This is a genomic window from Actibacterium sp. MT2.3-13A (assembly GCF_018139985.1).
Classification (GTDB): domain Bacteria; phylum Pseudomonadota; class Alphaproteobacteria; order Rhodobacterales; family Rhodobacteraceae; genus JAGSOU01.
The window spans coordinates 56,705-81,355 of the sequence record NZ_JAGSOU010000005.1 but is presented as its reverse complement, the minus strand read 5'-3'; the positions used below and the strand labels follow the sequence as shown (position 1 = coordinate 81,355).

25 protein-coding genes and 1 tRNA gene are annotated in these 24,651 nt (G+C 68.4%); 14 read left to right on the top strand and 12 right to left on the bottom strand.

Annotation, left to right across the window (positions count from 1 at the left end; translation table 11 throughout):
- The first annotated feature begins 19 nt into the window (after positions 1 to 19).
- Entirely contained in the window at positions 20 to 433 is a 414-nt protein-coding gene (locus KCI33_RS06415; RefSeq protein ID WP_212523942.1) for a VOC family protein, read from the top strand.
- On the opposite strand, the gene KCI33_RS06410 is transcribed toward KCI33_RS06415, so the two are convergent.
- Positions 430 to 1,434 (bottom strand): hypothetical protein, encoded by a 1,005-nt coding sequence (locus KCI33_RS06410; RefSeq protein WP_212523941.1) that lies wholly within the window; start codon positions 1,432 to 1,434, stop codon positions 430 to 432. The two genes, KCI33_RS06415 and KCI33_RS06410, sit on opposite strands and share 4 nt — an antisense overlap.
- Positions 1,435 to 1,542: 108 nt before the next feature.
- Between KCI33_RS06410 and KCI33_RS06405 the strand changes: the two genes are divergently transcribed.
- Positions 1,543 to 1,959 (top strand): hypothetical protein, encoded by a 417-nt coding sequence (locus tag KCI33_RS06405; protein ID WP_249138947.1) that lies wholly within the window; start codon positions 1,543 to 1,545, stop codon positions 1,957 to 1,959.
- 91 nt (positions 1,960 to 2,050) lie between these two features.
- Here KCI33_RS06405 and KCI33_RS06400 read toward each other — a convergent pair whose 3' ends face one another.
- The 4 genes from KCI33_RS06400 to KCI33_RS06385 all read right to left on the bottom strand — a co-directional run bounded on the left by KCI33_RS06400 (position 2,051) and on the right by KCI33_RS06385 (position 6,234).
- Entirely contained in the window at positions 2,051 to 3,406 is a 1,356-nt protein-coding gene (locus KCI33_RS06400) for a TRAP transporter large permease subunit (RefSeq protein WP_212523940.1), read from the bottom strand.
- A 3-nt stretch (positions 3,407 to 3,409) separates the two neighbouring features.
- A complete protein-coding gene (locus tag KCI33_RS06395; protein WP_212523939.1) occupies positions 3,410 to 4,723 on the bottom strand; it encodes a TRAP transporter small permease subunit in 1,314 nt (437 codons plus the stop codon).
- Positions 4,724 to 4,816: 93 nt separating this feature from the next.
- Complete coding sequence (gene dctP / locus KCI33_RS06390; protein WP_212523938.1) at positions 4,817 to 5,917, bottom strand: TRAP transporter substrate-binding protein DctP; 1,101 nt, start codon at positions 5,915 to 5,917, stop codon at positions 4,817 to 4,819.
- Between the two features lie 233 nt (positions 5,918 to 6,150).
- Positions 6,151 to 6,234: transfer RNA gene (locus KCI33_RS06385), tRNA-Tyr, on the bottom strand.
- Between the two features lie 113 nt (positions 6,235 to 6,347).
- On the opposite strand from KCI33_RS06385, the gene rlmB reads away from it, so the two are divergent.
- From rlmB to KCI33_RS06370, 3 genes are all read left to right on the top strand, one after another.
- A complete protein-coding gene (gene rlmB, locus KCI33_RS06380) occupies positions 6,348 to 7,133 on the top strand; it encodes a 23S rRNA (guanosine(2251)-2'-O)-methyltransferase RlmB (RefSeq protein ID WP_212523937.1) in 786 nt (261 codons plus the stop codon).
- Positions 7,134 to 7,140: 7 nt separating this feature from the next.
- Positions 7,141 to 7,416 carry a hypothetical protein gene (locus tag KCI33_RS06375; protein WP_212523936.1) on the top strand — a complete coding sequence of 92 codons (276 nt, stop codon included), beginning with the start codon at positions 7,141 to 7,143 and terminating at the stop codon, positions 7,414 to 7,416.
- A 189-nt stretch (positions 7,417 to 7,605) separates the two neighbouring features.
- Entirely contained in the window at positions 7,606 to 8,082 is a 477-nt protein-coding gene (locus tag KCI33_RS06370) for a CoA-binding protein (RefSeq protein ID WP_212523935.1), read from the top strand.
- Positions 8,083 to 8,140: 58 nt separating this feature from the next.
- Here the strand turns inward: KCI33_RS06370 and KCI33_RS06365 are convergent, their stop codons facing one another.
- From KCI33_RS06365 to hisA, 3 genes are all read right to left on the bottom strand, one after another.
- On the bottom strand, positions 8,141 to 8,455 hold the full coding sequence (locus KCI33_RS06365; protein ID WP_212523934.1) for a phosphoribosyl-ATP diphosphatase: 315 nt from the start codon (positions 8,453 to 8,455) through the stop codon (positions 8,141 to 8,143).
- Entirely contained in the window at positions 8,452 to 9,213 is a 762-nt protein-coding gene (hisF, locus tag KCI33_RS06360) for an imidazole glycerol phosphate synthase subunit HisF (protein ID WP_212523933.1), read from the bottom strand. Before hisF ends, KCI33_RS06365 begins: the two co-directional genes overlap by 4 nt.
- A 112-nt stretch (positions 9,214 to 9,325) precedes the next feature.
- Positions 9,326 to 10,048: a 1-(5-phosphoribosyl)-5-[(5-phosphoribosylamino)methylideneamino]imidazole-4-carboxamide isomerase gene (hisA, locus tag KCI33_RS06355; RefSeq protein ID WP_212523932.1), complete on the bottom strand. Its 723-nt coding sequence runs from the start codon at positions 10,046 to 10,048 to the stop codon at positions 9,326 to 9,328.
- A gap of 142 nt (positions 10,049 to 10,190) precedes the next feature.
- Here hisA and KCI33_RS06350 point away from each other — a divergent pair, with 142 nt between their 5' ends.
- Complete coding sequence (locus tag KCI33_RS06350; protein ID WP_212523931.1) at positions 10,191 to 10,577, top strand: DUF2147 domain-containing protein; 387 nt, start codon at positions 10,191 to 10,193, stop codon at positions 10,575 to 10,577.
- 3 nt (positions 10,578 to 10,580) lie between these two features.
- Here the strand turns inward: KCI33_RS06350 and KCI33_RS06345 are convergent, their stop codons facing one another.
- The 4 genes from KCI33_RS06345 to KCI33_RS06330 all read right to left on the bottom strand — a co-directional run bounded on the left by KCI33_RS06345 (position 10,581) and on the right by KCI33_RS06330 (position 15,189).
- Positions 10,581 to 11,258 carry an ATP-binding protein gene (locus tag KCI33_RS06345; protein ID WP_212523930.1) on the bottom strand — a complete coding sequence of 226 codons (678 nt, stop codon included), beginning with the start codon at positions 11,256 to 11,258 and terminating at the stop codon, positions 10,581 to 10,583.
- A complete protein-coding gene (hisH, locus tag KCI33_RS06340) occupies positions 11,246 to 11,884 on the bottom strand; it encodes an imidazole glycerol phosphate synthase subunit HisH (protein WP_212523929.1) in 639 nt (212 codons plus the stop codon). Before hisH ends, KCI33_RS06345 begins: the two co-directional genes overlap by 13 nt.
- A 4-nt stretch (positions 11,885 to 11,888) precedes the next feature.
- Positions 11,889 to 12,476 carry an imidazoleglycerol-phosphate dehydratase HisB gene (hisB, locus tag KCI33_RS06335; RefSeq protein ID WP_212523928.1) on the bottom strand — a complete coding sequence of 196 codons (588 nt, stop codon included), beginning with the start codon at positions 12,474 to 12,476 and terminating at the stop codon, positions 11,889 to 11,891.
- 100 nt (positions 12,477 to 12,576) lie between these two features.
- Positions 12,577 to 15,189, bottom strand: coding sequence for an HAD-IC family P-type ATPase (locus tag KCI33_RS06330; RefSeq protein ID WP_212523927.1), 2,613 nt, complete (start codon positions 15,187 to 15,189; stop codon positions 12,577 to 12,579).
- A gap of 139 nt (positions 15,190 to 15,328) precedes the next feature.
- On the opposite strand from KCI33_RS06330, the gene ppsA reads away from it, so the two are divergent.
- From ppsA to modA, 8 genes are all read left to right on the top strand, one after another.
- Positions 15,329 to 17,698, top strand: a complete 2,370-nt coding sequence (ppsA, locus tag KCI33_RS06325) for a phosphoenolpyruvate synthase (protein ID WP_249138946.1) — start codon at positions 15,329 to 15,331, stop codon at positions 17,696 to 17,698.
- Positions 17,699 to 17,740: 42 nt separating this feature from the next.
- Positions 17,741 to 19,486, top strand: coding sequence for an acetate--CoA ligase (acsA, locus tag KCI33_RS06320; RefSeq protein WP_212523925.1), 1,746 nt, complete (start codon positions 17,741 to 17,743; stop codon positions 19,484 to 19,486).
- Positions 19,483 to 21,477, top strand: a complete 1,995-nt coding sequence (pdhA, locus tag KCI33_RS06315) for a pyruvate dehydrogenase (acetyl-transferring) E1 component subunit alpha (RefSeq protein WP_212523924.1) — start codon at positions 19,483 to 19,485, stop codon at positions 21,475 to 21,477. Before acsA ends, pdhA begins: the two co-directional genes overlap by 4 nt.
- Before the next feature lie 2 nt (positions 21,478 to 21,479).
- On the top strand, positions 21,480 to 22,688 hold the full coding sequence (locus tag KCI33_RS06310; protein WP_212523923.1) for a dihydrolipoamide acetyltransferase family protein: 1,209 nt from the start codon (positions 21,480 to 21,482) through the stop codon (positions 22,686 to 22,688).
- A complete protein-coding gene (locus tag KCI33_RS06305) occupies positions 22,685 to 22,933 on the top strand; it encodes an acyl carrier protein (RefSeq protein ID WP_212523922.1) in 249 nt (82 codons plus the stop codon). Before KCI33_RS06310 ends, KCI33_RS06305 begins: the two co-directional genes overlap by 4 nt.
- 73 nt (positions 22,934 to 23,006) lie before the next feature.
- On the top strand, positions 23,007 to 23,450 hold the full coding sequence (locus KCI33_RS06300; protein WP_212523921.1) for an ion channel: 444 nt from the start codon (positions 23,007 to 23,009) through the stop codon (positions 23,448 to 23,450).
- The gene (locus KCI33_RS06295; protein WP_349252186.1) at positions 23,440 to 23,802 is read left to right on the top strand and encodes a LysR family transcriptional regulator; all 363 of its coding nucleotides are present in this window, start codon (positions 23,440 to 23,442) and stop codon (positions 23,800 to 23,802) included. The genes KCI33_RS06300 and KCI33_RS06295 overlap by 11 nt, the downstream gene beginning before the upstream one ends.
- A 58-nt stretch (positions 23,803 to 23,860) precedes the next feature.
- On the top strand, positions 23,861 to 24,649 hold the full coding sequence (gene modA, locus KCI33_RS06290; RefSeq protein ID WP_349252185.1) for a molybdate ABC transporter substrate-binding protein: 789 nt from the start codon (positions 23,861 to 23,863) through the stop codon (positions 24,647 to 24,649).
- Positions 24,650 to 24,651: the final 2 nt, after the last annotated feature.

The following is a 24,651-nucleotide window of genomic DNA, read 5'->3' as shown; positions in this document are numbered from 1 at the left end:
GCAGATGGAGGATGCCCCCATGGCCACGCCCTTTCACCTCGCCATCAATGTCACCGACCTCGGCACCGCGCGCGGCTTTTACGGCGGCGTGCTGGGATGCACCGAGGGGCGCAGCACCGAAACCTGGGTCGATTTCGACTTCTTCGGCCACCAGCTGAGCCTGCACCTGGGCCAGCCCTTCGCCACCGCCGCCACCGGCAAGGTGGGCGATCACAAGGTGCCGATGCCGCATTTCGGTGTGGTGCTGGCGCTGCCTGACTGGCGCAAGCTGGCGCGGCGGTTGGAGGAGGCGGGCACGGCCTTCATCCTCGCGCCCTCGGTGCGCTTCGCCGGGCAGCCGGGCGAGCAGTGGACGATGTTCTTCACCGATCCCGACGGCAACCCGATCGAGATCAAGGGCTTTGCCGACATGGACCGGGTCTTCGCGTCCTAGCGCATCCAGAACCCTTCCTGTTTGATCCGGTTGCGGATCATCTTCTCCAGCGGCGGCAGGTCGGCGCGGTCGAAAAGCGCGCGCAGCTTGTGGCCGCGGCCCTGGAACACCATGCGCCGGAACGGATCGTAGAGCTTCAGCAGCTTCTTGATCTTGTTGGGCGCGGCGACGGTTTCCAGCACCTCGACCACGCGGTCGCTTTCGCGGGCATAAAGCAGCGGCAATGCGCGCCAGTGGCAGGTGATCGCGCCGTCGAGGCCGTCCAGCTCCGGTCCCGGCCGCCCACCGGCGAAGGAATGGATCACCAGCGGCAGCACCACCTGGTCGAGCCAGGGGTCGAGCGACTGGCTGGCCAACGCGTCGGGCGGGTCGTCGCGGACCGACAGCGCATAGTCGAGAAACCGCGCGCCGAATTCCCGCGGGCAGCGGAAAAAGAACCAGCCCGCGTTGAAATAGAGATAGCGGCGCCAGGTTTCGTCGGGCTCGGACAGGTCGAGGGAACTGTCGAAATCCAGCCCGAAACGGTCATAGAGCGATTTCCAGATCCCCCCGTAGCCGGGACCGTAGAGCGGCGGCTCGGGCCATGTCCCCTCGCGCCGCATCGAGGCGGCGGGGCGGTCGAAATCGAAGGCCACCTGCGACAGCGGCCCGGTGACCAGCGTGTCCGTGTCGAAGAATACGAAAGGCGCGCCCGCGGGCAGGGCGGAGAGTGCCTCGATCTTGTTGCCATAGGGGTAGGCTTCGCCGAAATGCACGCTCTCGAAGGGGACGATCTCCGCCCCAAGCCGTTCCAGCGCCGCGCGCAGTTCGGAATTGCCGATGCGCGGGTCGCGGCTCCAGCGGGGGCCGGGTTGCGGCTCGGCCACGAACAGGCGGCCCCGGAAGCCGGGGTCGGAGTGCCGCAGCGAGGCCGCGAACAGCAGCGCCTCGTATTGCAGCCGGCCGTTCTGCCCGACGATCACGATGTTGAAGTCTTTGCCCTGCGCGGCGTTGGCGGCCATACTCGATCCTGCCCGAGTTGTTTTCCGGGCCGAGTATAGGCGGGATCGCCCCCGGCACAACGGCCGGGGCGCGCATGCGCCCCGCCACCAGCGGAAAGGATTCTGGAGATGCGATTTATCATGGCTGCGGCGCTGGCGCTGGGGCTTGCCGCCCCGGCCTCGGCCGACATGTTCACCGATGCCGCCGAGGCCCGCCCGATCCTCGGGATGACCCGAGCCAACTGGATCGCGGTGCGCGAATTCGACGGGCAGGACCTGCTCTATTTCACCCATCTCGCCAGCTACCGCTGTGCGCTGAGCGATATCCGCTACGGGGTGAACAGCGACCAGCCGATCCTGAGCTTTGTGCCCGAGCCCTGCTACCGCGACGAGGCCACGCCCTACGCGATCAAGCCCGACAGCGGCGCTCAGGTCTATGTGGCGTTCCCGCTGAACCACATCCGTTTCGTCACGGTGCGGATCACCTATGCCGACGGCGTGCAGGAAACCGCGAAATTCGACCGCTCCGGCGCGCTGATCGACTGAGGCGGGGTTGGGCCGGGCTGTCCTGCCCGGCCCAAAAGGAAAGGGGCGCGCGGTGTCCCGCGCGCCCCTTCCTGTCCTCATCCCAGGCGGCTTAGCCGTAGACGATACTCGGCAGCCAGGTGATGATCTCGGGGATCAGCATGCAGAGCACCAGTCCCAGAATCTGCAGCGCCAGGAAGGGCAGGGCCGACTTGAAGATGTCCGACATCGGAATCTCGGCCGGGGCCACGCCGCGCAGGTAGAACAGCGCGTAGCCGAAGGGCGGCGACAGGAAGCTCATCTGCATGTTCACCAGGTAGAGCACGCCGAACCACAGCACCAGGTCGTCCGGGGTTTCCAGGCCGAAGGCCTGCGCGCCCAGCGCCTTGATGATCGGCACGAAGATCGGCACGCAGAGCAGCAGGATGCCGACCCAGTCCAGGAACATGCCCAGGATCACCAGCAGCACCTGCATCAGCAGCAGGATCCCCCAGGGGCCCAGGCCGGTTGCGGCCAGCGCTTCCTGCACGAACTGCTGACCACCTTCGAGGACGTAGAGCCCGACGAAGATCGTGGCGCCGAACATGATCCAGATGACCATGGCCGAGGCTTTCAGCGTGGTGGTGCAGGCCTCGCGGATCGTGGGCCAGTCCAGCTTGCGGTGGATGGCGGCCACGATGAAGGCGCCGAAGGTGCCGATGCCAGCCGCTTCCACCGGGGTTGCGACGCCGGTGAAGATCACGCCCAGCACGACCACGATCAGCGCGATCGGAGCAGACATCTTGCTGACCAGGGCCACCTTTTCGCGGGTCGAGATACGCTCTTCGACCGGGATCGGGGGGCCGAGGTCCGGGTTGATGTAGCTGCGGACCGTCACATACAGGATGTAGAGACCCGACAGCATCAGGCCCGGGATGACCGCGCCGATGAACAGCTCGCCCACCGACTGCTCGGCCACCACCGCGTAGATGATCGCCAGGATCGACGGCGGGATCAGGATGCCCAGCGTGCCGCCAGCCATGATCGAACCCATCGCGATCTTCGGGTCGTAGCCGCGCTTCAGCATGGCGGGCAGGGCGATGATGCCCATGGTCACCACCGCCGCGCCGATGACGCCGACCATTGCGGCCAGCACCGTCGAGGCGATGATCGTGGCCGCGGCCAGGCCGCCTTTGACGCCGCCGAGGACCTTGTAGATCACATCGAACATGTCGTTGATGATCCCCGCCCTCTCGAGCATCGCCGCCATGAAGATGAATAGCGGGATGGCCGAGAGCTGATAGTTCGTCATCAGCGGGAAGATCCGGCTGGGCACGATGTTCAGGGCCTGGGCGTCGCCCAGGATGAACAGGAACACGCAGGCCAGGCCACCTGTCACGAAGGCCAGCGGCAGACCTGCCATCAGCAGCGCCAGAAGGCTGCCGAACATGATGAGCGTTAGAAGCTCGATACCGATATCAATACCCATCCGTCAGTTCCCCCGCGCGATTTCGCGAATGTCTTTGCTGAGCTTGGAGATACCTTGGAGAACCAGCAGAAGGCCCCCCATCACCATGACCCATTTCATCGGCCACAGCGGCACTTCCCACTCGTTGAAGCTGATTTCGCCCCAGCGGATCGCGGGATCGGTCCACAGGCCGAGGTTCAGGCCACCCAGCATCTCGCCGAACGACGCGTCGCCGCGCGCCCAGTCGGACACGATGGCATTGCCCGTCGGAACGGCAATCGCGTCCACCGCGAAGACATAGGAGGTCACCAGCAGCGTGCCCGCGAAGATGAAGAAGAAGATCGAGGTCAGAAGATCGACCCAGGCCTTCCGCTTCTGCGGCAGCGGCGCATAGAAGATGTCCACCCGCACATGGCTTTCGGTGAGCATCGCGTAGGCGCCGGCGATCAGGTATTGCATGCCGAACATCAGGTACATCGCCTCGTGCGCCCAGTTGGTCGGGCTGTTGAACACATAGCGCGAGATAACCTCGAAGTAATACACGAAGACCGCGATCACCGCCCAGTAGCTGACGTATTCGCCGCAGAACAGCGACAGACGGTCGATCCAGTTCTGGGCATACTCGCTGTCATGCTTCGGACCTTCCTCGGCCTCGGCCGCTTCCAGCGCCAGTTCGGCTTCGGATTTCGGCTCGACCGCGGGCAGCGAGGCGTTGGCGCGCTTGACCATGCCGGGCAGCAGCACCGCGTCGATCAGCATCAGCGCGATGAGGGCGTAGAGGGCGTAGCCGGCGGCGCTGTGCCAGAAGGCGCGGGTTTCGGTCGCCTTGTCTGCCAGCGGTTTGACTTCCTCGACCTTCGCGCGGGCCTCGATCAGGCTCGCTTCACCCTTGGCGATGGTGTCCTTGGCGCGGGTCACGCGCTTTTCGGCGCTGCGCTGCGCGAAGGAGCCTTCCTCGACCTCGGCCACGGCGGCCTCGAGCTTGGGAAGGGCGGCGCGGGCCTCTTCGATCCGCGGCTCTTCGCGTTCGATGGTGCGCTCCGCCATGCGCAGGGCATTGGTCAGGTCGGACTCGATCGAGCGTGCGTCGTGCTGCTGGCCGTTGGCAACCAGGATGAAGATGAAGACGGGGAGGAAAACCAGCCCCAGAAGGCTCTTGAGGTAGAAGCGGTGCAATCCGATGATCCCGCCGGTGACGAGGATCATGTAGCCAAGGGCGGTCGAGTACCCCTGTTGCTGCGGCTTGGGCCGTCGGGCCAGCGACATCGCGATGAGCGGAAACGCGATGAGGCCAACCCAGTAAAGCCAGTGCGGCAGCGTGAAGCTGAGACCAGGCATATCACTGTCCTGTGTTGTACTAGAGTAAGAAAGGAGCCGCCCGGCGCCAAAGCGCCGGGCGGCGGTGCGGTCATCCCCGACCGCGGCAGGATATCACAGGTCGAGGGTGTGCCCTTCGACCAGCTCCGGCGACACGTAGCCCAGAGAGCCGGACATCATGTAGTCCAGCTGAATCTTGAACACGCGCGCGGCATCCTTGTCGCGGTTGGCGTATTTGAACCAGATCGGCACGGCGACCTCGGTCATCAGTTCCACGTCGTCCTGGCTGAGGCGGGTGACCTCGGTGCCGTCGGCCTCGAACTTGGCCCAGGCTTCCTGGTCTGCCTTCTGGATCGCGGCGTGGTGCATGTCGGAGTAGACATGCGTCTCCATCTCGACGAACTGCTGCATCGCCGGGCTCAGCGCATCCCAAGCGGCCTGGCCAACGGTCAGGTCCATGAGGTCGACCGGCTGGTACAGCGACATGAAGCCCGGAGGGCCCATGGAGATGTACTTGGTCACCTGGCTGAAGCCGAGCGAGTAGTTGACCGCCGGACCCACATAGTCGGCCACGTCGATGGTGCCCTTCTCCAGCGCCGGGAAGATTTCCGAGCCGGGCAGAACGGTGGTTTCGGCGCCGATTTCGCCGAACACCTCGGCGACCATGCCGCCGGGCATCCGCATCTTGCGGCCGCGGAAGTCGTCGATCGAGCGGATCGGAACCTTGGAGTGGATGATGTTCGGGCCGTGGTGGATCGGGCCGACGAAGTGCAGGCCCTGCTTGGCGTAGAGCTCGCGCGCGATCTCCAGGCCGCCCAGGCCGTAGTAGAACACGTCCCATTCGTGCGGGTTGCGCAGGCCCAGCGGGTACGAGGTCAGGAAGGTCGCGGCCGGGATGATGCCCTGGGCATAGATGGTGAACGGGTTCACCGCGTCCAGCACACCATTCTTCACCGCGTCATACAGCTGGAAGTCGCCCACCACGTCGTTCGCGCCGAAGGGCTGGAAGGCCAGCTCGCCACCGGTCTTCTCGGCGATGGTCGCACACCAGTCCTTGAAGATCTGCAGGCCGGCGCCGCCGGGCCAGCTGGTCTGGATCTTCCAGGTCGTGCCGTTGGCCGCGGCCGAGGCGATATGAGGCGCCGCCAGCGCGGCTGCGCTGGCACCTGCCAACGCGCGCAGCGCACCACGACGGTTAGTCGGATGTTTGGTCATGTATTCCTCCCTAGGTCTCCATGGCTCGCCGCCCGAACGGGGAAAGGCGAGCATGGATGCATCATAGGGCGGGATTCCGGGAATTGGTAATATTTTTTTTCCAAATTGCGGAAAGGGTTTGATGGTCGATAAAAAGAAAGCAGAAATCGCCCCCGGGCCGTGTCTGCCATGCCATGCGGGCGGCGGAATCGGTTTCCGCGGCGGTTTTTCCGGTCGAAAAATGCGGGGGGAGATGGTGGGCGACCCTGGAATCGAACCAGGCATGGGTCTCCCCGGCGGAGTTACAGTCCGCTGCCGCACCTTGCAGCACGTCGCCCGACGTGGGGCGCTGGATACCGCCCCCCACCGGGGTCGTCAACAGGAAAATCCCTTGCGCCGGCTCCTTGCGTGACGCATGGTCCGCGCTCGACAAAAAGAGGGCGCGGGCGCGATGAAAAAGCCGGATTGGGTGATCGAAAAAGAGCGTGCGAAGCGGGCTTCGGCGGCCGAAACCGTGTGGCTGTTCGGCCTGCACGCGGTGCGCGACGCGCTGGTGAATCCGGCGCGCGAAAGGTTGCGGCTCGTGGTCACCAAGAACGCCGCCGACAAGCTGGCCGAGGCGATCGCGGCCTCCGGCATGACGCCCGAGATCAGCGACCCGCGCAAATTCGCCGCGCCCATCGAGGCCGGTTCGGTGCACCAGGGCGCGGCGCTGGAGGTCAGGCCGCTGAACTGGGGCAGCCTCCACGATCTGTGCGAGCCGGGACAGGGCGCGCCGCGGCTGCTGCTGCTCGACCGGGTGACCGACCCGCATAACGTGGGGGCGATTCTGCGCTCGGCCGAGGTGTTCGGCGCCCGCGCGGTGATCGCGCCGCAGCGCCACGCGGCGCCCGAGACCGGGGCGCTGGCCAAGACCGCCTCGGGCGCGCTGGAACGCCAGCCCTACCTGCGGGTCAAGAACCTGGGCGACGCGATGACCGAGCTGCGCAAGATGGGCTATGTCCTGCTCGGCCTCGACGGCGCGGCGGAGGTCACGCTGGAGGCGGCGCTGGAGGAGGCGCGCGCGCTGCCGCTGGCGCTCGTGCTCGGCGCCGAGGGACCGGGGCTGCGTGAGCGCACCCGCGATCTGTGCGACAAGCTGGTGAAAATCCCCTTCGCCCGCGACTTCGGGTCGCTCAATGTCTCCAACGCGGCGGCGGTCGCCCTATATGCTGCCGGGAAGGACCCGACGGAGTAGTCAGCCCATGCCGCACAGCCCCAAGATCGCCACCTGCAGCTATTGCGGCACACGCGCCGCGCTGGTGCTGGGCCATGAGGGGCGGCACGAGTTGACCTGCGCCTCCTGCGGCGCGCCGCTCGATGCGCTGAAACGGCTGGGGTCCGAACCCTCTGCGCCCAGTGCGGAATCGGCGGAAAAGCCCCGGAAGCCGCGCAAACCCGGCAAGCCGAAAAGGCGCACGTCCCGCGCGCGCTGGCTGCTGGGCGAGGTGGCCGATTTCGTCGAGGACGTGTTCGACTGAGCTGCCCGCAGCGCCGTTCATCCTTCGTTCACAGATATATTACATGCTCTGGTAAACCGCGCTGCGGTTCCTATTTATCCATCATGAAGCGCGAATACGGAACTCTCGCGTTTCACTACACTGTCCCTCGTTCCGTGACTGGCGCCCGGCCTCTTGGCTCGGGCGCTTCTTTTTGCGTAGGGTGCAGGCATGAACAGCTATTCCGACGAATTCCTGCGACAGATTCTGAACCGCACCAAGGTGGTGGCGGTGGTCGGCATGTCGCCGAACCCGGTGCGCCCGAGCTATTATGTGGCGCGTTATCTCCAGTTGAAGGGAATGCGGGTGATCCCGGTCAACCCCGGCCACGCGGGCAAGACCGTGCTGGGCGAGGAGATCTTCGCCGATCTCGCGTCGATTCCGAAGGATGTGCCGGTGGACATGGTGGATATCTTCCGCCGCTCCGAGCATGTGCAGCCGATCGTCGAGGAGGCGCTGGCCTGCCTGCCGGGCCTGCGCACGGTGTGGATGCAGATCGGCGTGCACAACGAGGAGGCGGCCGAGGCGGCGCGGGCCGCCGGGCTGGACGTGATCATGGACCGCTGCCCCAAGATCGAATACCAGCGCCTGTTCGGGGAACTGAGGATGGGTGGGTTCGCGACCGGCGTGATCTCGTCGAAGTTGTGAGGCGAGGCTGGGGGCGCTGCCCCCAGACCCCCGGAGTATTTTCGCCAAGAAGAAGGGGTCAGCCGTTGCGCGCGGCCTTTTCCGCGAGGCCCGATGTGCCCTCGCGGCGTTCCAGTTCGGCCAGGACATCGGCCAGCGTCACGTCGCGGGCGGCGAGCATCACCAGCAGGTGATAGAGCACGTCGGCGGCCTCGGCCGTCAGTTTGGCGCGGTCGTTCTTCACCGCCTCGATGATCGCCTCGACCGCTTCCTCGCCGAATTTCTCGGCGCATTTCTCGGGGCCCTTGGCCAGCAGTTTCGCCGTCCAGGAACTGTCCGGGTCCGCGCCCCTGCGGGCCGCGATCGTGGCGGCGAGCCGCTCCAGCGCGCTCATGTCAGCCGCACCGGGATGCCGGCGGCGGCCATGTGCTCCTTGGCCTGCTGCACGGTGAATTCGCCGAAATGGAAGATCGAGGCCGCCAGCACCGCGCTGGCGCCGCCCTTGGTCACGCCCTCGACCAGGTGGTCGAGAGTGCCGACGCCGCCGGAGGCGATGACGGGGATGTCCACCGCATCGGAAATCGCCCGGGTCAGTTCCAGGTTGAAGCCCGCGCGGGTGCCGTCGCGGTCCATCGAGGTGAGAAGGATCTCGCCCGCGCCCTTTTCCGCCACGGTCCGGGCGAATTCCACCGCGTCGATGCCGGTGGGGCGCCGCCCGCCGTGGGTGAAGATCTCCCACTTGCCGGGGGACACGGTCTTGGCGTCGATGGCGACCACGATGCACTGGCTGCCGAAATGTTCGGCCGCCTCGCGCACGATATCGGGATTGGCCACCGCCGCGGAGTTGAAGCTGACCTTGTCGGCGCCCGCGAGCAGCAGGTTGCGCACATCCTCGACCGTTCGCACGCCGCCGCCCACGGTCAGCGGCATGAAGCACTGCTCGGCGGTGCGGCGCACCAGGTCGAACATGGTGCCGCGGTTTTCATGGGTGGCGTGGATATCGAGGAAGCACAGCTCGTCGGCGCCGGCGGCGTCATAGGCCTTGGCCGCCTCCACCGGGTCGCCGGCATCGACCAGATCGACGAAGTTGACGCCCTTGACCACGCGGCCGTCGGCCACGTCGAGGCAGGGGATGATGCGGATTTTCAGCATGGGCGAGTGTTACATCCAATCGGGCCGGTCGGGCAAGGGGCGAAGGGGCGGGGGCGCTGCCCCCGTCGCGCTTTGCGCGACTCCCCCGGAGTATTTCTGCCAAGAAGAAGGGTCAGTCTTTCAGGATTTCAAGGGCCTCGGCCAGGTCGATGGCGCCGTCGTAGAGGGCGCGGCCGGAGATCACGCCGTTGAGCGGCGCGCCGCAGGCTTTCAGCGCGCGCAGGTCGTCGAGCGAGCTGACGCCGCCCGACGCGATCACCGGGATGGAGACGGCGTTGGCCAGCGCCGCCGTGGCCGCGACATTGGGGCCCTGCATGGCGCCGTCGCGGTTGATGTCCGTGTAGATGATCGCGGCGACGCCGGCGTCCTCGAAGGACCTGGCGAGATCGGTCACCATGACGTCGGTCTCCTCGGCCCAGCCCTTGGTGGCGACGCGGCCGTCGCGGGCGTCGATGCCGACCGCCACCTGACCGGGGAAGGCGCGGGCGGCCGCGCGGACCAGCTCGGGGTTCTCCACCGCCACGGTGCCGAGGATCACGCGCGCGAGCCCCTTGTCGAGCCAGCGTTCGATCGTGGCCATGTCGCGGATGCCGCCGCCGAGCTGGGCGGGCACGTCGGTCGCGGCGAGGATCGCCTCGACCGCCGGGGCGTTGACCGGCGCGCCGGCGAAGGCGCCGTTGAGGTCGACGAGGTGCAGCCATTCGCAGCCCGCGTCCTGGAAGGCGCGGGCCTGGGCCGCCGGGTCGTCGTTGAACACGGTGGCCTGGTCCATCTCGCCCTTGTAGAGGCGCACGCAATTTCCGTCCTTGAGGTCGATGGCGGGGTAGAGGATCATGGCCGGGCTCCGTGTCTGGCAGGTCTGGGCGTTCCTTTGCACCGATCGCGGCGGAATGCAACGCGGGCCGGAACCCCACGTCACGCTTGCGCGGATGCGCGGCGCCGTCTCAGACTGCCCGAAGGAGATGAGGGAGGATGACATGAGGAAAGCGATGCTCGGCGCGGCGCTGGGCCTGGGGTTGGCGGCGCCGGCCTGGGCCGACCCGGTGATCGGCACCTGGCAGACGCAGCCCGACGACGGCAGCTTCGCCTATGTCCAGATGCAGCCATGCGGCGAGGGGGCGATCTGCGGCACGATCTCGCGCACCTTCAACGGCGAGGGCGAATACCAGTCCGGCAACATCGGCAAGCGGCTGGTCTGGGACATGGAGCCGCGGGGAGAGGGCCAATACCGCAACGGGCGGATCTGGCAGCCCTCGAGCGACAAGGTCTTCAGCTCGAAGATGGTGCTGTCGGGCGATACGCTGCGCGTGTCGGGCTGTTTCGGCCCGATCTGCAAGAAGCAGACCTGGCAGCGGGTGAAGTGACGCCTAGACAGGCACGATGTCGGCATAGGTGAAGCCGTCGCGGGTGACGACCTCGCCCAACTCCACCGCGATCGGGGCGGAGAAAATTGGGCCGGCCAGAAGGGCGGTGTGGAACTCGCCCCGCTCTCCGCAGGGATCGACGCCCGCGGGCAGGGCGTCGAGGAAATCCGCGTCGAAGCGCGCCCCGGCGAGGTCCGCGGGGATCTTCGAGGGGTCGAGCGTGGCGATCCGCGCCTCGAAGCCGGTCGCGATCATCTCGCGCGCCAGCGCGGCGGTGTCGCGCCCCCAGAGCGGGAAGAGCGGCGTGATGCCGGTGCCCGCGAGTTGCGCCTCGCGATAGGCGCGCACGTCCTCGAGGAACAGGTCGCCGAACACCATGTGGGTGATGCCGCGTTCGTGCAGCGCGGCCAGCGCCGTTTCCATGCACGCCTCGTATTCGGCGTTGGAGCAGGGCCAGGGCAGCGGCACCTCGATCGGCTCCAGCCCCATCGCCGCCACCTGCCGGCGCAGCAGCGCGTTGCGGGTGCCGTGCATGGCCACGCGGTCGAAGGCCGCGTTGGTGGTGGTCAGCGCGGCGGTCACCTCGACCTCGCCGCCCTGCCGGACCTTGTGCAGGGCGAAGGCGCAATCCTTGCCCGAGGACCAGCTGAGCGCGGCGCGCGGCCGGCTCACGGCTTCCATTTCAGGAAATTTCCGATCAGGCGCAGGCCGGTGGCCTGGCTTTTCTCCGGGTGGAACTGGGTGCCCACGATATTGTCGCGGCCGACGATGGCGGTGATCTCGCCGCCGTAGTCGCACCAGGCCAGCCGACGCGCCGGATCGTCCACGCGGAAGTGGTAGGAATGGACGAAATAGGCGTGGTCGCCGGTCTTGATGCCGTCGAGCACCGGGTGGGGGTGGTCGATCACCAGGTCGTTCCAGCCCATGTGCGGCACCTTGAGGGACGGATCGGAGGGGGCGATCCGCACCACCTCGCCGCCGATCCAGTCGAAGCCCGGCGTCTCCTCGTATTCCAGTCCGCGGGTGGCCAGCATCTGCATGCCGATGCAGATCCCGATGAAGGGGCGGCCGTTGCCGATCACCGCCTCCTCGATCGCCTCGAACAGCCCGCGGTGGTCGAACAGCTCCTTCCGGCAGGCCGGGAAGGCGCCGTCGCCGGGCAGCACGATCCGCTCGGCGCGGCGCACCGCGTCGGGGTCGGAGGTGACGATCACCTCGCCCGCGCCGACTTCGCGCGCCATGCGCTGGAACGCCTTTTCCGCCGAATGCAGGTTGCCCGATTCGTAGTCGATGATGGCCGTGACCATGGTCCTACAGCGCCCCCTTGGTGGAGGGGATGGCGTCAGCCTTGCGCGGGTCGGTCTCGACCGCCTCGCGCAGGGCGCGGGCGACGGCCTTGAACGCGGCCTCGGCGATGTGGTGGCTGTTGATGCCGTGCAGGGCGTCCACATGCAGGGTGATGCCGCCGTGGGTGCTGAACGCCTGGAAGAACTCGCGCACCAGCTCGGTGTCGAATGTGCCGATCTTGGCGGTGGGCAGTTCGACGTTCCACACCAGATAGGGCCGGGCCGAGAGGTCCAGCGCGGCGCGCACCAGCGCGTCGTCCATTGGCAGCAGGCAGGCGCCGTAGCGGCGGATGCCCTTCTTGTCGCCCAGCGCCTGAGCCAGCGCCTGGCCCAGCGCGATGCCGGTATCCTCGACCGTGTGGTGGTCGTCGATGTGGTAATCGCCCTTGGCCCGGATCGTCATGTCGATCAGCGAGTGCCGCGCCAGCTGGTCCAGCATGTGGTCGAAGAAGCCCACGCCGGTCTGGTTGTCGTAGACGCCCGTGCCGTCGAGATTGACCGAGACGGTGATATCGGTCTCGGCGGTGGTCCGTGTGATCTGGGCCTGTCGCATGTCGGTCATCCTTTTGCCTGCGCGCAGCTATAGGCGCTGGCGCCGCTTTGGCCAAGACCTGTCGCGCCCCGATCGCCGCCGGGGGGGCGGCGCCGTCCGCTCAGCCCGCCGCCTTCAGCCGGCGGCGCCAGGTCGCGGCCTTGTAGAGCTCGGGCAGGATCAGCAGCGGCAGCGACAGCAGCGCGATCATCTGCCAGTGGGCGCGGCCCAGCGCCTCGGTGTGCAGCAGCAGCTGCATCGGCGGCCAGTAGACCGCCGCCACCTGCGCGCCCACCGAGGCGGTCAGCGCCACCAGCAGCAGCGGGTTGGAGAACCATCCGATCTTGCTGCAGGGCAGGGTCAGCGCGCGGAAGGCGAAGACGCTGGCCTTTTCGAACAGCAGCATGGCGGTGAAGGCGGCGGTGCGGGCCAGCCCCTCGCCCTGCGGCAGGAAGTGGTAGAAGATCCACAGCGTCGCCGCCGAGGTATAGGTGCCGAACAGCACCAGCGTGGCAAAGCCGCCGCGCCCCAGGATCGGCGCGGACCGCGGCCGGGGCGGGCGCTGCATCTGGTCGGCGGTGGGCTTTTCCAGCCCCAGCGCCACGGCGGTGGCGCCATCGGTGATCAGGTTCATCCACAGGATCTGGGTGGCGAGGAACACCAGCGGCCCGCCGATCACCAGGTTGCCGGCGATCGCCAGCACCTCGCCGGTGTTGGAGGCCAGCAGGTAGCGGACGAATTTCTTGACGTTCTCATATTGGCGCCGGCCCTCGCGGATGGCGCGCAGGATGGTGGCGAAATTGTCGTCCAGCAGCACCAGGTCGGCGGCATCCTTGGCCACATCGGTGCCGCGCAGCCCCATCGCCACGCCGATATCGGCCTGTTTCAGCGCCGGCGCGTCGTTTACCCCGTCGCCGGTCATGGCGGCGATCTCGCCGCGCGCCTGCAGGGCCGAGACGATGCGCAGCTTGTGCGCGGGGGTGCTGCGCGCAAACAGCGGCTGTTGCCCCAGCGCCTCGACCAGTTCCCCGTCGGTCAGGCGCTCCACCTCGTTGCCGGTCAGCACGCGCCCGACCGGCAGGTCGAGCTGTTCGGCGATGGCGCGCGCCGTGAGCGGGCCGTCGCCGGTGATCATGATCACCCCGATCCCGGCCGCCTGGCAGCCCCGGATGGCCTCCTTGACCTCGGGGCGGGGCGGGTCGATCAGGCCGACGAAGCCGAGGAATTCGAGGTCGCGCTCGGTCTCGGGCAGGGTGGGATCGTCCCGATGCGCGCGCGCCAGCGCGATCACCCGCATGCCCCGGGCGGCGAGCGCCTCGTAGGCGGCGTGCAGCCGGCCGCGCGCGGCGGTGTCCAGCGGCAGGGTCCGGCCGTTCTCGCGCAGGGTCGCGGCGCGCTCGAGGATCACCTCGGGGGCGCCCTTGACGTGCAGGACGTAGCCCGCGCCGCCGGGGGACAGCACGCTCATCCGCTTGCGTTCGGAGGAGAACGGCATCTCGGCCAGCACCGCGCCGTCGCGCGGCATCGGGGTCCAGCCCTTGTAGGCCAGAGTCACCAGCGCGCCCTCGGTCGGCTCTCCCACCATGCGCCAGCGCCCGCCCTCGCGGCGCAGGCGGGCGTTGTTGCACAGCAGGGCGGTTTCCAGCAGGTCGGCCAGATCGGCGTCGTCGGCGGCGCGCAGGCTGGCGCCCTCGAACTCGATATGGCCCGCCGGGTCGTAGCCGGTGCCGGTGACGACGAGGTCGCGCCCCGGCATCGAGATCCGCGCCGCGGTCATCGCGTCCTCGGTCAGGGTGCCGGTCTTGTCCGTGCAGATCACGGTGGCCGCGCCCAGCGTCTCCACCGCCTGCAGGCGGCGGGCCAGCGCGTTCTGGCGCACCATGGCCGAGGCGCCCAGCGCCAGCGTGATCGTCACCACCGCCGGCAGCCCCTCGGGCACCACGGCGACGGCCAGCGACAGCGCGGTCATGAACATCTCGGCCGGGGCCTTGCCGGCGTGGATGCCCGCCGCCCCCACCAGCGCCGCCGCGATCAGCGCGATCACGCCCATCTGGCGGGCGAGCTGGCCGAGCTTGACCTGCAGATGCGTGGGCTTGCGTTCCACCGCGCCGGTGAGGTCGGCGATCCGGCCGAATTCGGTCCGCTGCCCGGTGGCCACCACCAGCCCCTCGGCCCGGCCCGCCACCACCGAGGTGCCCATGAAGAGTCGCGCCTCGGGGTCGGCGGCGTCCTTCTCCACCGGGAAGGATTCGCCGGTCAGCACGCTTTCGTCGATGCGCAGTTCGGCGGCGCTGAGGACGGACATGTCGGCGGGCACCTTGTCGCCCGCGGCCAGCAGAATGAGGTCGCCCGGCACGATGTCGCGGGTGTCGATCATCTGCTCGACCGCGTCGCGCATCACCCGCGCGCGGGTGGCCAGCATGTTGCGCAGCGCAACCAGCGCGGTCTCGGCCCGCCATTCCTGCACGAAACCCAGCGCGCCGTTCAGCGCCACCACCAGCGAGATGGCGATGGCGTCGATCGCCTCGCCCAGCACGGCGGCGAGGGCGGCGGCGACGATCAGGATCACCACCAGCAGCCCGGTGAACTGGCGCAGCAGGATCACCGCCGCCGGCGTCTGGCGCACGGGGGCCAGTTCGTTGCGGCCATGCGTCTCAAGCCGCGCCTGCGCCTCTGCGTGGGTCAGCCCCGCGCCGGGCGGGCGCGGCGCGGCCTGCCGGCTGTCTGCGGCCATTCTTTTGCCATCCCGGTGTGATTTGCCTCAGCGCAGAGTGCGGGGCGGCGCCGGCACTCGCCTTGATGCGGATCAAGGCGCGGCGACAATGGCCCCCGTAGCGTCGGGGTATCGCGGCCACAGGTCTTGGGAGGAGAGTTTGGGCAAGAGCGTAATCTGGTTCGAGGAACTCGGCCGGGGCGATGTCGCCATCGTGGGCGGCAAGAACTCGTCGTTGGGCGAGATGGTGCAGACGCTGGGCGCGCGCGGCATCCGGGTGCCCACCGGCTTCGCCACCACGGCACGGGCCTATCGCGCCTTCATCGCCGCGAACGATCTGGAGGGTCGCATCGGCGCGGCGCTGGCGGCGCTGGAGGCAGGCAAGCTGCCGCTCGCGGAGGCGGGCCAGCAGATCCGCGCGATGATCCGGGCGGGCGATTTTCCCTCCGGCGTGCTGGACGAGATCCGCGCCGCCTACACCGAATTGGCCAGCCGGCTGGGCGAGATGCGCCCCTCGGTCGCGGTGCGCTCCTCTGCCACCGCCGAGGATCTGCCCGACGCCTCCTTCGCCGGCCAACAGGAGACCTTTCTCAACGTGGTGGGCGAGGCCGAACTGCTGGACGCCTGCCGGCGCTGCTATGCCTCGCTGTTCACCGACCGGGCGATCACCTACCGCCAGCTCAAGGGCTTCGACCACATGAAGGTGGCGCTGTCGGTGGGCGTGCAGCAGATGGTGCGCGCCGATGTCGGCGGCTCGGGGGTCATGTTCTCCATCGACACCGAGTCGGGCTTCGACAAGGTGGTGCTGATCAATGCCGCCTGGGGGCTGGGAGAGAACGTCGTGCAGGGCGCGGTGAACCCGGACGAATACCAGGTCTACAAGCCCTTCCTCGACCGTCCCGGCCTGACGCCCATCGTGGAGAAGTCGCTGGGCGCCAAGGAAAAGAAGATGATCTACGCCGGCGGCGGCGCCAAGACGCGCAACGTGCCCACCTCGAAGGCCGAGCGCGCCTCCTTCGTGCTGAGCAATGCCGAGATCCTCGATCTCGCGCGCATGGCCTGCACCATCGAGGAACACTACGGCCAGCCGATGGACATGGAGTGGGCCAAGGACGGCGAGACCGGGCTGCTCTATATCGTGCAGGCCCGGCCCGAGACGGTGCAGTCGCGCCTGGGCGCGGCGGCGATGAAATCCTACACGGTGAAACAGGCGGGCAGGACCCTGCTGACCGGGCTCAGCGTCGGCAGCGCGGTGGCCACGGGGCAGGTCTGCCTGATCGAACACGCCCGCGATATCGGCCGTTTCGTGGACGGGGCGATCCTTGTGACCTCGACCACCGACCCCGACTGGGTGCCGATCATGAAGCGCGCCTCGGCCATCATCACCGATCACGGCGGCCGCACCAGCCACGCCGCCATCGTCAGCCGCGAGCTCGGCCTGCCCGCCATCGTGGGCACCGGCAACGCCACCCACATGCTGCATGACCAGCAGGAGGTGACGGTCTCCTGCGCGGAGGGCGAGACGGGCTATATCTACGAGGGCATCGCAGATTACGAGGTCGAGGAGATCGCGCTGGGCGACGTCCCCGAGACCCGCACGAGGATCATGCTGAACATGGCCAACCCGGCGGCGGCGGCGCGCTGGTGGCGGCTGCCGGCCGAGGGCGTGGGCCTGGCGCGGATGGAATTCGTGATCAACAACGCCATCAAGGTGCACCCGCTGGCGCTGACCCGCTTCGACGCGCTGAAGGACGAGGCCGCGCGCGAAGAGATCGAGGCGCTGACCGCGGGCTACGACAGCAAGCCCGAGTTCTTCGTCGACCGGCTGGCGCAGGGCCTCTCGCGGATCGCCGCCGTTTGCTACCCGCACCCGATGATCCTGCGGATGAGCGATTTCAAGACCAACGAATATGCCGACCTTCTGGGCGGGCGCCAGTTCGAGCCGAACGAGGAGAACCCGATGATCGGGTTCCGCGGCGCCTCGCGCTACTACGCGCCCGCCTATCGCGACGGCTTCGCGCTGGAATGCCGCGCGGTGAAGCGCCTGCGCGAGGAGATGGGCTTCGACAACGTGATCGTGATGATCCCCTTCTGCCGCACGCCGGAGGAGGCCGACCGCGTGCTGGAGGTCATGGCCGAGAACGGGCTGAGGCGCGGCGAGAACGGCCTCCAGGTCTATGTGATGTGCGAGATCCCCTCCAACGTCATCCTGGCCGAGGAATTCGCCAAACGCTTCGACGGGTTCTCCATCGGCTCGAACGACCTGACCCAGCTGACGCTGGGGGTCGACCGCGACTCGGGCGAACTGGCGGGGCTGTTCGACGAGAGCAACCCGGCGGTGCTGTGGATGATCCGCGAGGTGATCGCGCGCGCGCACAAGGCGGGCGCCAAGGTCGGGCTCTGCGGGCAGGCGCCCAGCAACAACCCCGCCTTCGCGCGGTATCTGGTGGAGGCGGGGATCGACACGATTTCGGTCACGCCGGACAGTTTCATGGCCGTGAAACATCATGTGGCAGAGGCGGAGGGCTAGCCGAACCTCATGCCGGCCAAGAGGTGATTGGGAGGAGACAGAATGACCTGGGCCACGATCAGGAAGGACGCAGCGACCAGGGCGCGCGCCGTGCTGCCCGACCCCGACGCCACGCGCGCCGGCTTCGACTGGGACGAGGCGCGCGCGATGCTCGACGGGATGCCCGACGGCGCGCTGAACATCGCCCATGAGGCGGTGGACCGCCATGTGGCGGCGGGACATGGCGGGCAGGTGGCGATGCGCTGGATGGGCAAATCGGGCGAGAGGCGCGATTTCTCCTATGCCGATCTCGCCGAGGCGACCGCGCGTTTCGCCAATGTGCTGAAGGCGCAGGGGCTGGAGCGCGGCGACCGGGTCTACGGCCTGATGGGCCGCGAGCCCGAGCTTTACATCGCCGCGCTGGGAACGCTGAAGGCGGGGATGACGTTTTCGCCGCTGTTCTCGGCCTTCGGCCCCGAGCCGATCCGCACCCGCATGGAGATCGCCGAGGCCAATGTGCTGGTCACCACGGCGGGCCTCTACCGCCGCAAGATCGCGGACTGGGCGGCGGAGATCCCCTCGCTCAAATGCGTTCTTGTCGTGGGCGACGAGGCGCCCGAGGGCTGCGTGGCGCTGGGCCCGGCGATGGCGGCGGCCGATCCGCGGTTCGACGTGGTGCACACCGCGCCCGAGGAGACCGCGCTGATCCATTTCACCTCCGGCACGACCGGCCGGCCCAAGGGGGCGGTGCATGTGCATGGCGCGGTGGTCAACCACGCCATGACCGGCCGCTATGCGCTGGAACTCGTGCCGGGCACGAAATTCTGGTGCACCGCCGATCCGGGCTGGGTCACCGGCACCTCCTACGGCATCATCGCGCCGCTGGTCCATCGCTGCACGATGATCGTGGATGAGGCGGAGTTCGACCTCGACCGCTGGTACACGATCCTCCAGGACGAGAAGGTTGAGGTCTGGTACACCGCCCCCACCGCCATCCGCATGATGATGCGCGCGGGCAAGGCGGCGGCGGAACCTTACGATTTCGGCAACCTGCGCTTCATGGCCTCGGTGGGCGAGCCGCTCAACCCAGAGGCGGTGGTCTGGGGCAACGAGGTCTTCGGCCAGCCCTTCCACGACAATTGGTGGCAGACCGAGACGGGGGGCATCATGATCGCCAACACCCTGGCGATGGACATCAAGCCGGGCTCGATGGGCAAGCCGCTGCCGGGGATAAGCGCCGGCATCGTGGAGCGCGAGGACGGCACCCTGCGGGAACTGAAACCGGGGGAGATCGGCGAACTGGCCCTGCGCCCCGGCTGGCCCTCGATGATGCGCGCCTATCTGCACGAGGAGGCGCGTTACCAGAAGGCTTTCGTCGATGGCTGGTACCTGTCGGGCGACCTCGCCATGTGCGACGAGGACGGCTATTTCTGGTTCGTGGGCCGCGCCGATGACCTGATCAAGACCTCCGGCCACCTGATCGGCCCCTTCGAGGTGGAAAGCGCCCTGATCGAGCACGAGGCCGTGGCCGAGGCCGCGGTGATCGGCATCCCCGACGAGACCGCGGGCGAGGTGGTGAAGGCCTATGTCGCCCTGAACCCGGGGTTCGAACCTTCGGAGGAGCTGGAGAAATCCATCCGCGGCCATGCGCGGAAAAAGCTCGGCCCCGCGGTCGCCCCGCGCGAGGTGGTGTTCCGCCAGACCCTGCCCAAAACCCGTTCGGGCAAGATCATGCGCCGCCTTCTCAAGGCGCGCGAACTGGGCCTGCCCGAGGGCGATATTTCCACGCTGGAGACGGATGAGAAATGAGCGCCGACAAACCCCACCTGACCCATGACCATGTGCGCGAGTTGCTCAAGGGCATGATCCGCATCCGCAAGTTCGAGGACAAATGCGCCGAAGCCTACACGCAGGAGAAAATCCGCGGCTTCCTGCATCTCTATGACGGCGAGGAGGCGATCGCGACGGGTGTGATCCCGGCGCTGGAGCCGTCGGACCGCATCGTCGCCACCTACCGCGAGCACGGCCACGCGCTGGCCCGCGGTGTGCCCATGCCCCAGGTCATGGCCGAGATGTACGGCAAGGCCACCGGCGCCTCGGGCGGGCGGGGCGGCTCGATGCATATCTTCGACGCCGGGCTGAATTTCTACGGCGGCAACGCCATCGTGGGCGGCGGGCTGCCGCTGGCCGCAGGGCTGGCGCTGGCCGACAGGATGCGCGGGCTGCCGCATGTCACCGTCTGTTTCTTCGGCGAGGGCGCCGTTGCCGAGGGCGAGTTCCACGAGGCGATGAACCTTGCCAAACTGTGGAAGCTGCCGGTGCTGTTCGTCTGCGAGAACAACGGTTACGCCATGGGCTCGGCGCTGGCGCGCACCGAAAGCCAGACCGAGATCCGCGCCAAGGCCGCGAGCTACGGCATCGAGGCGCATCAGGTCGACGGCATGGACGTGGTCGCGGTCGAGGTGGCGGCGCGCAAGGCGCTGGCCGCGGTGCGCGAGACCGGCCAGCCGCACTTCCTGGAATGCCTCACCTACCGCTTCCGCGCGCATTCGATGTTCGACGCCCAGCTCTACCGCGACAAGGACGAGGTGGCGGCGTGGCGCCTGCGCGGGCCGATCGTGAAATTCCAGGGGTGGCTTCTGGAAAACGGGCTGCTGCACGAGGCGGAGGTCGACGCCATCGAGGCGGAGATCGACGCCGAGATCGCCGAGGCCGTGGAGTTCGCCGAGCAAAGCCCGTGGGAGCCGCTGGAGACCCTGACCCGCCATGTCATGGCCGAGGAGCGCCCCGCGCCGCCCCCGCCGGTCGAGCCCTCGGCCGAGAAGGTCACCATGACCTATCGCGAGGCGATGAAACAGGCGATCCGCGAGGCGATGCACCGCGACGAGCGCGTGTTTCTGATGGGCGAGGACGTGGGCGCCTATGGCGGCTGCTACGCGGTCTCCAAGGGGCTGATGGCCGAGTTCGGCGAGGACCGCATCCGCGACACGCCGCTGTCGGAAAGCGGTTTCACCGGGGCGGGGATCGGCGCCGCCGCCGCCGGGATGCGCCCGATCATCGAGGTGATGACGGTGAATTTCAGCCTGCTCGCGCTCGACCAGATCATGAACACGGCGGCCACCATCCGCCACATGTCGGGCGGGCAGTTCGGCGTGCCCTGCGTGATCCGCATGGCCACCGGCGCGGGCAAGCAGCTCGCCGCGCAGCACTCGCATTCGCTGGAGGGCTGGTATGCCCACATTCCCGGCCTGCGCGTGCTGGCCCCGGCCACGCTGGAGGACGCGCGCGGCATGCTGTGGACGGCGCTGCAGGATCCCGATCCGGTGCTGATCTTCGAAAACGCGCTGCTTTACAATTACGAGGGCGAGATCGCGGCAAATGCCGGCGCGGTGGACATCGACAAGGCCGCCGTGCGGCGCGCCGGACAGGATCTGACGCTGATCACCTATGGCGGATCGCTCTACAAGACGCTGGAGGCGGCGGAGGAGCTGGCCAGGGAGGGGATCTCGGCCGAGGTGATCGACCTTCGGACCCTTCGGCCGCTCGATGACGCCACCATCATGGCCTCGGTCGGCCGCACGCGGCGCGCGGTGATCGTGGACGAGGGCTGGCGCTCGGGCTCGATCTCGGCGGAGATCTCGGCGCGGATCACCGAGACCGTGTTCTGGACGCTGGACGCGCCGGTCGGCCGGGTCTGCTCGGCCGAGGTGCCGATCCCCTATCCCAAGCATCTGGAGGATGCGGCCATCCCGCAGGTGCCGCGCATCGTGGCGGCGGCGAAGGCCGCGCTGGGGAGGTAGCGATGGGCGTTTTCACGATGCCCTCGCTGGGCGCGGACATGGAGGCGGGCACGCTGGTCGAATGGCTGGTGGCCCCGGGCGACCAGGTGAAGCGCGGCGACGTGGTTGCGGTGGTCGAAACCCAGAAGGGCGCAATCGAGATCGAGATATTCGACGAGGGCGAGGTCGCCCGGCTGGACGCGGCGGTGGGGCAGAAACTGCCCGTGGGCGCGCCGCTGGCGCTGATCCGCGGCGCGGGGGAGACGGCGGCGCCCGCCCCTGAGGCGGCCGCGGAACCCGAGGCGGCCGCGCCGCCCGCCGAGGCGCCGGAGGCCGTTGCACCCGCCGCCCCCGTGGAGGTGGCGAAGCCCGCGCCGGAGCCTGCGCCTGCCGCATCCGCCGCGTTCGGGGGCGTGATCCCCGCGTCGCCCGCCGCGCGGCACGAGGCGCGGCTGCGCGGGATCGACCTGTCCGCCGTCGCCGGCTCCGGACCGGGGGGGGCGGTGCGGCTGGCCGATCTGGACCGCGGCCGCCCCCGCCCCGCGCCGCCCGCCGCCGACCGGGGGCAGATGCTGGCAGAGATGCGCAAGGCGATCGCCGCGGCGATGTCGAAATCCAAGCGCGAGATCCCGCATTACTACCTGTTCCACAAGGTGGACCTTCAGGCGGCGACCGACTGGCTGGCGGCCGCGAACGCGCAGCGCGGCCCCGAAGAGCGGCTGCTGATGGGCGCGCTGCTGCTGAAGGCGACGGCGGTGGCTGCGGCCAGATCCAAGGCGGTGAACGGGCATTACGCCGATGGCTTCACCCCCTCCAAGGCGGTCCATGCGGGTTTTGCCGTGGCGATGCGCGGCGGCGGGCTGATCGCGCCCGCGATCCGCGATGCCGACCGGCTGAGCCTGGACGAGACCATGGCCGCCATGCGCGACGTGATCGCGCGGGTGCGCGCGGGGCGGCTGCGCAGCTCGGAACTGACCGACGGCACGATCACGGTCTCAAGCCTCGGCGAGAACGGGGTGGGCGCGCTGGCCGGCATCATCTACCCGCCGCAGGTGGCGCTGGTGGGCTTCGGCGCGCCGGCGGAGGAGCCGGCGGTGGTCGCGGGTCAGGTGGTGCCGCGCACGATGATCACCCTGTCGCTGGCCGGCGACCACCGCGCCAGCGACGGCCGCCTCGGCGCGAAATTCCTGACCGATATCGAAACCCTTCTGCAAGATCCGGAGGCCCTATGACCCCTGACGACATCCGCAAAGCCTTTCTCGAGGAACTGGTCAGTATCGCGCCCGATATCGACCCCGACACGCTGGAGGGCGACGAGCATCTGCAGGATGACCTCGAACTCGATTCGATGGACATCCTCAATCTGGTGACGGCGCTGCACAAGCGCCTGGGCGTCTCCATCGCCGAGGAGGATTATCCGCGGATAGAGACCCCGGACAAGGCCGTGGCCTACCTCGCGCAGCGGCTGGGCGGCTAGGACTGCCCGCTTGCGGCGCCGGGCGCATTTGGGTCAAATGGCGCGAAACGGCTAGGCCGCAAGGGTTTGAGGCATGTTCTACCAGCTGCTGATCGGCACGGAACTGATACTGGTGACGGTTGTCATCGCCGCTGGAGGCTTCTGGGCGGCCGAGGCGCTGGTCACGCTGACCGGCTTCTGGCTGATCCGCCCGCCGCATGCGCTGAAACTGGCGCTGACGCTGCTGGTGACGGTGCTGATGGTGCTGGCCATCCTGACGATCTCGGTCTGGGTCTGGGCGCTGGCCTTCATCTATCTCGGCGTGTTCGACGCGCTGGAGCCGGCGGCCTATTTCTCGATCGTGGCCTTCACCACGCTGGGCTTCGGGGATGTTCTGCTGCCGCTGGAGTGGCGCATCCTGGGCGGGCTGGCGGCCTCGAACGGGCTGCTGAACATGGGGCTCTATACCGCCATGCTGGTCGAGATCCTGCGCCGTGTCCGCTCCGAGCAGGTCGAGGGCTATGTCGATGAGGGATGAACCCGTGTTGCGGCTGCGGGTCAAGCTCAGCGCCGATTTCGCCATGGGCCCGGGCAAGGCCGACATCCTGGACGGGATCGCGCGCACCGGCTCGATCTCGGCGGCGGGGCGGGCGCTGGGCATGAGCTACCGCCGCGCCTGGTCGCTGGTCGAGGCGATGAACGCCGCCTTCGCCGCCCCGGTGGTCGAGACCAGCCGCGGCGGCGCCGAGGGCGGCGGCGCGCGGCTGTCGGACACCGGCGAAGCGGTGCTCGCCCTCTATCGCCGGATGCAGGAGGAGGCGCTGGCCGCCACCGAGGGCAGCCGCGCGGACATGGCGACGATGCTGGGCGATCTGTCCGATGACGCATAACGGTTGCGGCGGGAGGCGTCGTCGTTATGTTTGTCCATGCATAACGATGGAGTCCTCCGTGACCGAATCCCTTCCGTCCTCGATCCGCCCGATCCTGCGAGCGCTCGGCGTGGCCGCCGTGGCGCTGGCGCTGGGCGGGCTGCCCGCCGCCGCGAAAGAGCGCGTGCTGGCCGCCGTCGCCGCCAATTTCGCCGAGGCGATGGCCGAGATCGAGCCGCTCTTCGAGGACGCCCACCCGGAGGCGGATCTGGTGGTGACGACCGGCTCAACCGGCAAGCTCTACGCCCAGATCAAATCCGCCGCGCCCTTCGACCTGCTGCTGGCCGCCGACCAGGCCCGCCCGGCCCGTCTGGAGGAGGAGGGTGACGCCGTGCCCGGCGCGCGCTTCACCTACGCGGTGGGGCGCCTGACCCTGTGGTCGCCCGACCCGGCGCGCATCCGGGGCGACGGCATCGCCGCGATGACCGACCCGGAGACGCATTTCATCGCCATCGCCAACCCCGATCTCGCGCCCTATGGCGCGGCCGCCGAACAGGCGCTGGCGGCGCTGGGCATTGCCGATCAGGTGCGGGGCAAGCTGGTGATGGGGCAGAACATCGGCCAGACCTTTTCGATGGTGGCCACCGGCAATGCCGAGATGGGGCTGGTGGCGCTGTCGGCCGCGCTGAGCCCGCGCAACGCGGCCTCGGGCAGCCGCTGGGACGTGCCGCGATCGGCCTATGAGCCGATCCGCCAGGACGCGGCCCTGCTGAACGGCGACAATGCGGCGGCCCGCGCCTTTCTCGATTTCCTGAAATCGGACGAGGCCCGCGCGGTGATCGCGCGCTTCGGCTACGGGGTGGAGTGACG